The organism is Staphylococcus lugdunensis, assembly GCF_001558775.1.
In the GTDB taxonomy this organism is placed as follows: Bacteria; Bacillota; Bacilli; order Staphylococcales; family Staphylococcaceae; genus Staphylococcus; species Staphylococcus lugdunensis.
In genome coordinates this window covers 901,031-913,665 of sequence record NZ_CP014022.1, presented here as the reverse complement: position 1 = coordinate 913,665, position 12,635 = coordinate 901,031, and the positions used below count along the sequence as shown (strand labels likewise).

Annotated in this window: 14 protein-coding genes; 12 read left to right on the top strand and 2 right to left on the bottom strand. The window is 34.9% G+C overall.

Features of this window, described 5'->3' with window-relative positions; all coding sequences use genetic code 11:
* The first annotated feature begins 49 nt into the window (after positions 1-49).
* Positions 50-967 carry a metal ABC transporter solute-binding protein, Zn/Mn family gene (locus tag AL499_RS04305; RefSeq protein WP_002459630.1) on the top strand — a complete coding sequence of 306 codons (918 nt, stop codon included), beginning with the start codon at positions 50-52 and terminating at the stop codon, positions 965-967.
* 468 nt (positions 968-1,435) lie between these two features.
* A complete protein-coding gene (locus AL499_RS04300; protein ID WP_002493030.1) occupies positions 1,436-1,639 on the top strand; it encodes a CsbD family protein in 204 nt (67 codons plus the stop codon).
* Between the two features lie 30 nt (positions 1,640-1,669).
* On the opposite strand, the gene popT is transcribed toward AL499_RS04300, so the two are convergent.
* Positions 1,670-2,557, bottom strand: coding sequence for a polyprenyl-phosphate transporter PopT (gene popT / locus AL499_RS04295; RefSeq protein ID WP_062248873.1), 888 nt, complete (start codon positions 2,555-2,557; stop codon positions 1,670-1,672).
* Between the two features lie 314 nt (positions 2,558-2,871).
* On the opposite strand from popT, the gene sufC reads away from it, so the two are divergent.
* The 9 genes from sufC (at position 2,872) to AL499_RS04255 (ending at position 10,800) form a co-directional block, all read left to right on the top strand.
* Positions 2,872-3,633 (top strand): Fe-S cluster assembly ATPase SufC, encoded by a 762-nt coding sequence (gene sufC / locus AL499_RS04290; protein ID WP_002459627.1) that lies wholly within the window; start codon positions 2,872-2,874, stop codon positions 3,631-3,633.
* A 117-nt stretch (positions 3,634-3,750) separates the two neighbouring features.
* A complete protein-coding gene (sufD, locus tag AL499_RS04285) occupies positions 3,751-5,058 on the top strand; it encodes a Fe-S cluster assembly protein SufD (protein WP_002459626.1) in 1,308 nt (435 codons plus the stop codon).
* Positions 5,059-5,187: 129 nt separating this feature from the next.
* Positions 5,188-6,429, top strand: a complete 1,242-nt coding sequence (locus AL499_RS04280) for a cysteine desulfurase (protein WP_002459625.1) — start codon at positions 5,188-5,190, stop codon at positions 6,427-6,429.
* Positions 6,419-6,883, top strand: a complete 465-nt coding sequence (gene sufU / locus AL499_RS04275; RefSeq protein WP_002459624.1) for a Fe-S cluster assembly sulfur transfer protein SufU — start codon at positions 6,419-6,421, stop codon at positions 6,881-6,883. The genes AL499_RS04280 and sufU overlap by 11 nt, the downstream gene beginning before the upstream one ends.
* A gap of 127 nt (positions 6,884-7,010) precedes the next feature.
* A complete protein-coding gene (sufB, locus tag AL499_RS04270; protein WP_002459623.1) occupies positions 7,011-8,408 on the top strand; it encodes a Fe-S cluster assembly protein SufB in 1,398 nt (465 codons plus the stop codon).
* Between the two features lie 334 nt (positions 8,409-8,742).
* Entirely contained in the window at positions 8,743-8,826 is an 84-nt protein-coding gene (locus AL499_RS12830) for a hypothetical protein (protein WP_207754600.1), read from the top strand.
* Between the two features lie 37 nt (positions 8,827-8,863).
* A complete protein-coding gene (locus AL499_RS04265; protein ID WP_002459622.1) occupies positions 8,864-9,283 on the top strand; it encodes a cystatin-like fold lipoprotein in 420 nt (139 codons plus the stop codon).
* A 14-nt stretch (positions 9,284-9,297) separates the two neighbouring features.
* Entirely contained in the window at positions 9,298-9,711 is a 414-nt protein-coding gene (locus AL499_RS04260) for a DUF4064 domain-containing protein (RefSeq protein ID WP_002459621.1), read from the top strand.
* A 279-nt stretch (positions 9,712-9,990) separates the two neighbouring features.
* Positions 9,991-10,800, top strand: coding sequence for a DUF5084 family protein (locus AL499_RS04255; protein WP_037540632.1), 810 nt, complete (start codon positions 9,991-9,993; stop codon positions 10,798-10,800).
* A 351-nt stretch (positions 10,801-11,151) separates the two neighbouring features.
* On the opposite strand, the gene AL499_RS04250 is transcribed toward AL499_RS04255, so the two are convergent.
* Positions 11,152-12,066, bottom strand: a complete 915-nt coding sequence (locus tag AL499_RS04250; protein ID WP_002493031.1) for a CHAP domain-containing protein — start codon at positions 12,064-12,066, stop codon at positions 11,152-11,154.
* A 229-nt stretch (positions 12,067-12,295) separates the two neighbouring features.
* On the opposite strand from AL499_RS04250, the gene AL499_RS04245 reads away from it, so the two are divergent.
* Positions 12,296-12,589 (top strand): WXG100 family type VII secretion target, encoded by a 294-nt coding sequence (locus tag AL499_RS04245; RefSeq protein ID WP_002459618.1) that lies wholly within the window; start codon positions 12,296-12,298, stop codon positions 12,587-12,589.
* Positions 12,590-12,635: the final 46 nt, after the last annotated feature.

Sequence of the window (12,635 nt, the reverse complement as noted above, 5' to 3'; positions counted from 1 at the left end):
CTAGGTATATAGTTTTAAGCGTAATAATTACGATTTAGAGGAGTAGGTTATGAAGAAGTTACTAGTAGGTATATTAACCATTATTTTAACGATAACACTTACAGCATGTGGTGGTGGTAAGAGCGAGGACAATAAAAAAGTAAGTGCGGATAATAAGCTAAATGTTTATACAACCGTCTTTGCGTTCCAAAGCTTTATTGAGCAAATTGGTGGTAAATATGTCAATGTGAAATCAATCTATCCGAAAGGCACGGATATACATAGTTATGAGCCAACGCAAAAGGAAATGACAAATATTGCTAAGAGTGATTTATTTGTTTATTCTAGCGATGATATGGATCCAGTTGCCAAAAAAATTGGCAAAGCCATCAATAAAGATGATAAGAAATTACAATTAACTAAAGATATGGCTAAAAAAGACATGATTAAAGCAGATGAAGATGAGGACACACAACATGACCCACATGTATGGTTAGATCCTGTACTCAATAAAAAATTTGCTAAAGAAATCAAAGATGAACTTATTGCCAAAGATAGTAAGCATAAACAATATTATGAAGATAACTACAAAAAATTAATCAAAGATATCGACCATATTGATCAACAAATGAAAGATATCTCAAAAAATAAAAAACGAGACAAAGTCATTATCTCACATGATTCACTTGGATACTTGGCAAAACGCTATGATTTTGAACAAGAAGGCGTAAACGGTATGAATGATGACGAACCAAGTCAAAAGAAAGTCATGGATATCGTCAAAGAAATCAAAAAATCAAAACAGCCGTATGTATTGTATGAACAAAATATTCCACACAAAACAACGGATGTCATTAAATCAGAAACAGATACGAAACCATTAAGTTTCCATAATATGGCTGTGCTAACAAAAGATGACAAAGATGCAACATATCAATCATTGATGGCTAAAAATATTAAAACATTAAGACAAGCATTAACTGAATAATACAGATACAGTCGTAATAGTGTGCAGATAAGAATTTGTAGCTCAACAAGCATTTTAAGCATCATTCATGTCTGATTGTAAAATCAGTTTGGAACATCTTTATGTTTTAGGCTAAGAACTATATATTGAAAGTAGTTGACTGGATTGAAAATACGCTGATACCAAGCTTGTTTTCATCCTAGTCAACCTCTCTGGGGCGGGACTACGAATTTATTATGAATTCTGTCCCGCTCCTATTTTGATATGAATGTGGTAATTATAAATCTTGTAGTGTAGTATTTTTCTGGGAAAGAGATATTTAACTTAAGCGTTAAACTCAAGCTGAACGTCAGCCGTGATTTAGCTCTGATTTTACAGCATGCAACCCAATAAGACACATACTGTAGTGAATCTTTTTCGAAAAGATGTTTATGAATGTGGCCTACGGGTAAATAGAACTATCTCAAAACAACCTAGGAGGAATACAAAATGGCTGAAGACAATAAATTTGAACAAGCAAAAGGGAATGTAAAAGAAACTGTAGGTAATGTGACAGACAATAAAGAGTTAGAAAAAGAAGGTAAAGAAGATAAAGCTTCTGGTAAAGTAAAAGAAACAATCGATAATGTAAAAGACAAAGCAAAAGATTTTGTTGATAACATTAAAGACGGGAAAAATAGAGATACAAACTAATAAAGTAGAAAAAGCTCTTAGGCTGTGTGCTTAAGAGCTTTCTTTGTGTGATTTGCTTGATGTTGAAGCTTCATTTTTAGCGGTAATTTGGCCTAAAACGAAGCTAACGATAAAACCTAGTATAAGCGTAATAATCGATATCAACCATGATAGCAGCGTCATTGGCATTCCTGGGAAAACAGCAAAAACAGAGCCGATCACAAAGCCAATAATCAAGGCAAAGGTCAATGTAGGATAATGATGCAACGCATAATGGATGACTTTACTAGAACATATAAAGCCAGCTACGATGCCCAAGCCAACAACGAATAATAAAGATATAGCTTGAAAATTAAATGACATAAGTTCAGAAATAGCAAACATTACTGTGCCATAAGCACCGAATACCAGTAACATAAATGAACCTGAAATACCTGGTAAGAGCATTGCACTAGACGCACACATGCCAGCGATAAAATATTCAATAATAAGACTTGAATTTAATGTAAGTGACGTGTTGGCATGCGTGTCACCATGATTGAGCAATGTGATTATGACTAAGATAATGATACCTAAAGCAACTACAGCATAATGTTTAACTTGAAAGCGACTTTTGAAATGAGATATACGCAATAAATAGGGAATGATACCAATGATTAATCCTGTGAAGAAAAACATGGTTGGTACTTGATGGTTGGCCAATAAATAATTAAAAAGTTTACTTAAAAGGCCGATAGCTAACAACATGCCGATTAAGATTGGAAATAAGAATTTAAGACTAGGCCAGAAACGTTTAGAAAATAGTCCACTGATAGCATGAATAAAATCATCATAAATGCCTAGTAACAAGGCGATTGTTCCACCACTAACACCAGGAACTAAATCACTTGTGCCCATACCAAAACCTTTCAAGACATTAATCCATCTAAAATGTTTCATAATGACTCCTTTCTAGTTAAATTGCAGTGAAACTGCATCATAGCAGAAATAGTGTTAATAAGGAAATAATATCTGTCGAAATTTTGGATATTGAGAACAGAGGGGCCAACATTATCAGTTAAGTGTAAAATAATACGATTATCAAAAATAATTATATTTAAATAATGACTCTAATTTAGCAGTTCAAACGGTTTATATTGCTACTTATTTGCGTTATAATGTAGTGGATTGAACATTTCAAAGTCTTTTTGACTACAAATTAAAATTACTATAAACTAGTTAAGAAAACTTTATATTTTACGGAGGGAATATAAATGTCATCAACATTAGAAATCAAAGACTTACATGTGTCTATTGAGGATAAAGAAATTTTAAAAGGTGTTAACCTTACGATTAATACTGACGAAGTACATGCAATTATGGGGCCAAATGGAACAGGTAAATCAACATTATCATCAGCAATTATGGGGCATCCTAGCTATGAAGTCACGCAAGGGGAAGTGTTATTAGACGGCGTGAATATCTTAGAATTAGAAGTTGATGAAAGAGCTAAAGCAGGATTGTTTTTAGCAATGCAATATCCATCTGAAATCACAGGCGTAACTAATGCGGATTTCATGCGTTCAGCAATTAATGCGAAACGTGAAGAAGGCCAAGAAATTAATTTAATGCAATTTATTAAGAAATTAGATAAAACTATGGCATTTTTAGATATTGATGAAAACATGGCACAACGTTATTTAAATGAAGGTTTCTCTGGTGGCGAAAAGAAACGTAATGAAATTCTACAATTAATGATGCTAGAACCAAAATTTGCTATTTTAGATGAAATCGATTCGGGTTTAGATATTGACGCATTAAAAGTAGTATCCAAAGGAATCAACAAAATGCGCGGTGAAAACTTTGGTGCACTCATTATTACGCACTATCAACGTTTATTAAACTACATTACGCCAGATCAAGTACATGTGATGTATGGAGGCAAAGTAGTGAAAACGGGTGGTCCAGAATTAGCTAAACGTCTTGAAGACGAAGGTTATGAATGGGTTAAAGAAGAGTTCGGTACTGAAGAATAATCAAGCATGCGTGTTTAAATGGCATTGCATAAATCGCAATCACGTATGGAGAAAATTCAAGTTTAGCTATGTGTTTAGCATCTAACTTAATATTTCATCAAGTAGGAGGAAAAAGTTATGACAACGGAAACTTTAAACATTTCTGAAGAACAACTTGTTGATTATTCAAAAGCACTCCATGAACCTTCTTGGATGACAGACAGTCGTAAAAAAGCTTTGAAATTAACGGAAACTTTAGAAATGCCTAAACCAGATAAGACCAAATTAAGAAAATGGGACTTTGATTCATTTCAACAACATCATGTTGATGGCGCAACATTCAAAGATTTATCAGAACTCCCAGAATCAATTAATAAAATCATTAATGTTGAGACATCTGAAAACTTAATCATTCAACATAATAATACGCTGGCCTACACACAAGTGTCAGACCAAGCAAAGCAAGATGGCGTCATTATCGAAGGATTATCTGAAGCCCTTGTTAACCACGGAGACTTAGTTCAAAAGTATTTAATGACAGAAGCGGTTCAAGTAGACGAACATCGTTTAACAGCCTTACATGCTGCATTAATCAATGGTGGTGTCTTTGTTTATGTACCAAAAAATGTTGTGGTAGAACATCCAATACATTATGTTGTGTTACACGATGATGATAAAGCGAGCTTTTTCAATCATGTGATTTTAGTCACTGAAGAAAGTGCTGAAGTGACATATGTGGAAAACTACGTTTCAGATGCAAGTGGTGATGGTAACCAAATTAATATTATTTCCGAAGTAATTGCAGGTGCAAACTCAAGTATCACCTATGGCTCAGTCGATTATTTAGACAAAGGCTTCACGGGTTATATCATTCGTCGTGGACATACAGAAGCGGATGCCTCTATTAATTGGGCATTAGGCTTAATGAATGAAGGCAGCCAAATCATTGATAACACGACAAACCTTGTAGGAGATCGTTCAACAAGTGAACTTAAATCGGTTGTCGTAGGTACTGGAGATCAAAAAATCAACTTAACTTCTAAAATCGTACAGTATGGTAAAGAAACGAATGGCTATATTTTAAAACACGGGGTCATGAAAGAACATGCATCATCTGTCTTTAATGGTATTGGCCATATCAAACATGGTGGTACGAAATCAATTGCGAACCAAGAATCACGTGTTTTAATGTTATCTGAGCATTCACGTGGCGATGCGAACCCAATTCTCTTAATCGATGAAGACGATGTAGAAGCTGGACACGCAGCATCTGTAGGTCGTGTTGATCCAGAGCAGTTGTATTATTTAATGAGTCGTGGTATTTCACAACATGAAGCCGAACGCCTTGTTATTCATGGTTTCTTAGATCCGGTCGTGCGCGAATTACCAATTGAAGATGTTAAACGTCAACTTAGAGATGTCATTGAACTTAAAGTTTCTAAGTAAAATGAAATATAATATTAGCAGTATTCTAAAATAAATCATATAAGCGTGCTTCATAAGCACAAGCGTTGAGACACGTTATAAATTGAAGAAACAAATGAGATTTTTAATATAAGAAAGGTCGTGAAGTCAATGGCCGACACAACTTTAAATGTTGAAGACGTTATAAAAGATTTTCCGATTTTACAACAGCAAGTGAATGGCAAACGCTTAGCTTATTTAGATTCTACAGCAACAAGTCAAAAGCCTATACAAGTACTCAATGTATTAGATGACTATTACAAGCGCTATAATTCAAACGTTCACCGTGGCGTGCATACATTAGGTTCATTAGCCACTGATGGTTATGAAAGTGCACGCGAAACCGTGCGCCGTTTTATAAATGCGCACTATTTTGAAGAGGTTGTCTTTACACGTGGTACAACGGCATCTATCAACATGATTGCACACAGTTACGGCGACGCACATGTTGAAGCTGGTGATGAAATTGTAGTAACTGAAATGGAACATCATGCCAACATTGTGCCATGGCAACAATTGGCTAAACGTAAACAAGCGACACTTAAATTTATTCCGATGACCGCAGAAGGCGAATTACGTGTAGAAGATATTAAAGCGACAATTACCGATAAAACTAAAATTGTAGCGATTACACATGTATCCAATGTGTTAGGAACAATTAATGATGTGAAAATGATTGCTAAAATTGCGCATGAACACGGTGCGATAATTAGCGTTGATGGTGCACAATCAGCACCGCATATGCCAATTGATGTTCAAGATTTAGACTGTGATTTCTTTAGCTTTAGTGGTCACAAAATGCTAGGGCCAACAGGCATTGGTGTGTTATATGGTAAACGTGACTTATTAAATGACATGGAGCCTGTAGAATTTGGCGGCGATATGATTGATTTTGTTAGCAAGTATGATGCGACATGGGCAGACTTACCGACAAAATTTGAAGCAGGTACACCGCTCATTGCCCAAGCAATAGGCCTTGCAGAAGCCATTCGCTACATTGAAAATATTGGCTTTGAAGCGATCCATCGGCATGAGAGAGCGTTGACTGAATATGCATATGAGCAAATGTCAGCGATTGAAGGTATTGACATATATGGTCCGCCTAAAGATCGTCGTGCAGGTGTTATTACGTTTAACTTAAAAGACGTACATCCACATGATGTAGCAACAGCAGTTGATACAGAAGGTGTTGCTGTTCGTGCAGGACATCATTGTGCACAACCCTTGATGTCATGGTTAAACGTATCTTCTACAGCACGTGCAAGCTTTTATATTTATAATACGCAACAAGATGTCGATCAATTAGTCAACGCATTGAAACAAACGAAGGAGTTTTTCTCGTATGAATTTTAATAATTTAGATCAATTATATCGATCTGTGATTATGGATCATTATAAAAACCCTAGAAATAAAGGCGTCTTAGACAACGGCTCAATGACTGTAGACATGAATAACCCAACCTGTGGTGATCGTATTCGACTTACATTTGATATTGAAGATGGCATCATTCATGATGCGAAATTTGAAGGTGAAGGCTGTTCTATTTCAATGTCCAGCGCATCTATGATGACGGAAGCAGTAAAAGGTCACTCATTGGCAGAAGCTATGCAAATGAGTCAAGAATTTACAAAGATGATGCTTGGTGAAGACTACGAAATTACTGAAGATATGGGTGATATTGAGGCGCTACAAGGCGTTTCTCAATTCCCAGCGCGTATCAAATGTGCCACTTTAGCATGGAAAGCGCTTGAAAAAGGTACGGTTCAAAAAGAAGGCAAAGCGGAAGGTTCTACTGAAGAAGACTAGCAGAGTGTGACAATTGAGATGTCACACTTTTGATACAGAAAGTAACTTGTTACAATGGCGGTAGACTTTTCATAACATTAAAAATCTCACGCACGTCGTTTAAATATATTTTTAAGGAGTGATTGAAATGGCTAAAAAAGCACCTGATGTTGGGGATTATAAATATGGATTCCACGACGAAGATGTGTCCATTTTCAGATCAGAACGCGGTTTAACAGAAAATATCGTGACTGAAATTTCAAAAATGAAGGAAGAGCCTCAATGGATGCTCGACTTTAGATTAAAAGCACTTAAATTATTTTATAAAATGCCAATGCCTCAATGGGGTGGTGACTTGTCAGAATTAAACTTTGATGACATCACATATTACGTTAAACCTTCAGAACATACAGAACGTTCATGGGATGAAGTGCCAGAAGAAATTAAACGTACATTTGATAAATTAGGTATTCCAGAAGCAGAACAAAAATATTTAGCAGGTGTATCTGCACAATATGAATCAGAAGTGGTTTACCATAATATGGAAAAAGAACTTGAAGAAAAAGGCATTATCTTTAAAGATACAGATAGTGCGTTAAGAGAAAATGAAGATTTATTCCGTGAGTACTTTGCGTCAGTCATTCCAGCAGCAGATAATAAATTCGCTGCATTAAACTCAGCCGTGTGGTCAGGTGGTTCATTTATTTACGTACCTAAAAACGTTAAACTTGATACACCGCTGCAAGCTTATTTCCGTATAAACTCTGAAAATATGGGGCAATTTGAGCGTACATTAATCATTGCTGATGAAGGTGCTTCTGTAAATTATGTAGAAGGCTGTACAGCACCTGTATATACGACAAGTTCGTTACACTCAGCTGTCGTTGAAATCATTGTGCACAAAGATGCACATGTCCGTTACACAACGATTCAAAACTGGGCTAACAACGTCTACAACCTAGTAACCAAACGTACATTTGTGTATGAAAACGGTAATATGGAATGGGTTGATGGAAACCTAGGTTCTAAATTAACAATGAAATATCCAAACTGTGTACTGTTAGGAGAAGGTGCTAAAGGTAGCACACTATCCATTGCCTTTGCCGGTAAAGGACAAGTTCAAGATGCAGGTGCGAAAATGATTCACAAAGCACCAAACACATCATCAACTATTGTGTCAAAATCTATTTCTAAAAATGGTGGTAAAGTCATCTATCGTGGTATCGTTCATTTTGGACGTAAAGCAAAAGGTGCGCGTTCTAATATTGAATGTGATACGTTAATCTTAGATAACGAGTCAACATCAGACACAATTCCTTACAATGAAGTGTTTAATGACAATATTTCCTTAGAACATGAAGCGAAAGTGTCTAAAGTATCTGAAGAACAATTATTCTATCTCATGAGTCGTGGTATTTCCGAAGAAGAAGCCACTGAAATGATTGTTATGGGCTTCATTGAACCATTTACGAAAGAATTACCAATGGAATATGCCGTTGAAATGAACCGTTTAATCAAATTTGAAATGGAAGGTTCTATCGGTTAATTATCAATGAAATCAATGATCATATACAGCCATCAATGGATTGTTTGCGTACAATGCCATTGGTGGCTTTTTTGACTATTCAAAAATGATAATAAGCAAACAAATTTACAAATAACTGTTTAAAAATATTATTATATAATTCATATTTACTTTTTTACCCAAGAGTGGAATAATATGAGTTGTGGAACGGGTTGTGTAGCAGTTGTAAGTGATTCATGTTGTAGACACAATCGGTTTGGCTTTATGACTTAGGGAGGTTAGATGGGATGGAACAGCCACAATAGTCCAGGCTTGCCTGACATTCCATAGATTATAGATTTTACATATTCGCTCCTTGAGGAATAATAAAATTTCTGGGCAGTCCTCTTATTATTTTTGGAGATTTTTATTAAAAAGTATCATTAATGCCGAGAAATAACAGATTTTTCAAATATGTAAGAAAAAGGAGGAACATCATGAGAAAAATATTCATCGGTATGCTGGTTGCGGTGATTATTGTTGTCAGTGGTTGTAGTAAAGATAGTCATAATGATAAGCAAGCAGATAATAAACAACAAAGCACCAATAAGCAGAAAAATAATAAATACCAAAGCAAGATAGATGAAATATTATCAATTCAGCAAAAAACACATCAAGATATGGTGAAAAGTAGTGATAAAGTAAATCCAGAGTTTAAGAAAGAACGTGTGAATCGTTATGTTTATAACGATGGCAAGTTAATAATTATTAGTTATCCATTGTACAAAGGAAACAATAAGTTATTTTATGCAGCTTATGAATATAAAAATGACAAAATATACTATAAGCGTGGTTTTAACGCGAAAGCCTATGTTGAGCAGCATAAACCAGACTATAAAGATATTAAAGTTAAATAATAAAGGAGATTGTTATGACTAAAGCAATTAAAGTAACATCATTGATTGGCATAATTTTACAAGCTATCATTAGCGTTATATTATTACTCTTATTTTTAGCATCCGTAGCAGGCTTGTTACACCCCGAATTCAAAACAACGGTGAATGGTGAAGTGAAAATATACAGTCCGGAAGAAGCACAATCTATTTTTAATGGTATCTTTGGGGTGCTATTTATTATTAGTATTATTTCATTAGCCTTAGGACTTGTAGGATTAAAATTTATGTCTAAAAAAATGGCAATGAGTGCTACATTCTATATTATAGGCGCTATTTTAAGCTTTAATTTCATTACATTTGTGTCATGGATTGCATGTGGTGTATTAATCATCCAAAGAAAAAAAGAACTCAAAAATCCATTATCAGATGAACACCAATCAGTAGATTAATCGGTATTATTCATATTTAGAGCCGGTTAACAGTCTTTCAAAAATTTAGCCAGTAATGCATTGTCATTGTACAATTGTATTGCTGGCTTTTTGAGTTTAATAGAGCAAGTAATAAATAAGTGTTTAAAATTATTATTATATAATTCATATTTACTTTTTTACGTCACAATGAAATAATAAAAATCATAATACTGTTGACCGTGTAGCATGGTTGTGTTATCAACAGTTGTGCGCTACAAACTATTAACATACATAAAATCAAGCATAAGGGAGAACATGATGATTAAAACAATAAAAGTAACATCGCTGATTGGACTTATTCTAGAAGCATTTCTATCATTTCTATTTTTACTTTTTTTCGTAGGGTCAGTTTCAGGCATTTCTCATTCCGAGATTAGGACTACGATAAATGAGCAAACAACAACAAAAAGCACTGAAATGTCATCATTAATCTTTAATTGGATTTTTGGTGTGCTGATGGTTGCAAGTTTTATTTCATTTATTATAGGGTTTACAGCGTTAAAGTTAATGACGAAAAAAACGACGATGAGTGCAGTGTTCTATATCATTGGTGGTGTGGTCAGTCTTAATTTAATCACGATTGTTGCTTGGATGATTTGTGGCATATTAATTTTTAAAAATAAAGCAGCAGTTAAAGAGGCAGTTATTGAGAAAAATAAAATAGGCAATAGCTGGTGGATTATTTTAGCTGTTGCTGGCATTTTTAGTTTACTGAGTATACATGGATTTATTATAACCATAGGTGCATTTGGCATCTTAGCTTTGAATATTGTATGGTTAACCGTATATAAGCCAAAGAGCAACGGTCAAGCTTTCGAAAGTACGGCTAAACCAACCATCTATTTATCTATCATCGGTCTATTTATTATGTCAGTTTTAATGAATATACTATTTTATATAGTATTGTATGATGATTTCTTTGATATTGGGTTGAAATTATATGGCGATAACTTTCATTTTATAGGAAAAACACTATTTTTCATTAGTATCCTTCTATTTGCATTAGGTACAATATTTGCTTTTCAAATACAAAAAGCACGTTTACAACATCAAAACAGCAAACAGTGATATATACGAAAACACCTTATTTTTTAAAAGTATGTTGATGTAAAACTACATATAAATACGACGTATTTTGGCGAGACTCTTGAGGGAACAGGACAAGCTGAAGACAGGGGCCTCAACAAAGAGAAATGCGAAAAGCATTTCGTCGATCAAAGCAAGTTGGTGTGGGGGCCCCAACAAAGAGAATTTCGAGAAGAAATTCACCAGGCAAAGCAAGTTGGGGTGGCTGAAGCTGTCCCCTAAGAAAGCGAGCCAACAATACAAAGTATTGAATAAAAAGAAGCACTCAGATGAGTTGAATTCAATTCATCTGAGTGTTATTTTTCTGAGATTTATGTCCCAGGTGTTTGCTCTCTAATGTATATAGTTGTAGGACCCGGCTTCCATAGATGATATTGTACGTGTAGATGTAATGTATGGGGCGATCCAGTTCATTTCTGAAATAAAGACACTGCCGTCAGCGTTAACGCGTTCAACAAAAGCAACATGTCCATATGGGCCATTACCAGTCTGTAGAATCGCACCTTTTTCAGGTTTGTGATCGACTTTAAAGCCGTCACCTGAAGCTTGACCAGCCCAATTGCGCGCATCTCCCCAAAATGTGCTAATCGTGTGGCCAGCTTGTGCACGTTTATCGAAGACATACCACGTACATTGACCTGCCGTATAGAGATTGTTCTTACTTGTAAATAATGGGTTTGAAATAATCTTACCATTGCCTAAAGCAAGTGGTTTACCATCGACTGTCATCGCCTTGTCGTTAAATTCACTTAACTTCAACTCATCATAAAGACCGTCGACATTAATGCTTGTAATCATACCGGAGTCATCTTTTTTATATACTTTGTCAAAATCTGCTTGTTCATTTTGCGATTCTGCTGCTAATGATGCATCAGCTGCATATTGACGTGTCGCAATAGATGGTGCTGGTTGACTTGGTTCTGGTGCTTTGACAGGACCGACATTTTGTTGCACACCTAATGGAGATTGAGATGTGCTTCCTGGTGCTTGGCTTGCTCTTTGGCCTTGATTGGTACCAGCTTGGCCATGTGCATGACTTTGTGGTGTATGGTTATCATTAGAACCACGTTGCTGTTGGCCATAAGTATAGGTAAACGTGCCATCATTTGAATTGACATTAAATGAGGCATTTGGATGTGCCTTTTTAGCTTCTTGTAGTGAAGTGTATGTTGCTGCATATGTCAGTTGGCTATTAACGATTGTAAATAATAATAAAGAAGACATTGTCGTAACTAGTGTTTTTTTCATACGGGTACATTAATCCTTTTTAATTATTGATATAAATTTAGTATACATAAAAAAGACTTACAAATGAATAGTAATAGGCAAATTAAATTTCCGCAATATATTTTACGTAAAATTTTAGTAAAAGTGTATACATGAACCTATTTTTTTTATATTATTTAATAAGATACGATTTTTCATAATCTATCTGTAATAGAAGTAACCAATTAAATTTTTTAGGAGGTTTCGTATTATGGCATTGATTAAAATGAGCCCAGAAGAAATAAGAGCTAAGTCACAATCTTATGGAAATGGTGCTGAGCAAATCCATCAAATTCTTTCTGATTTAACTAGAGCACAAGGTGAAATTGCTGCAAACTGGGAAGGTCAAGCATTTAATCGCTTTGAAGAGCAATTCCAACAATTAAGTCCAAAAGTTGACAAATTTGCTCAATTATTAGAAGAGATTAAACAACAATTAAACAGCACAGCTGATGCTGTTCAAGAACAAGACCAACAATTATCTAATAATTTCGGTTTACAGTAATAGTTATATATAGGTTGAGACATTTAATCGTGTCTCAGCCTGTTTT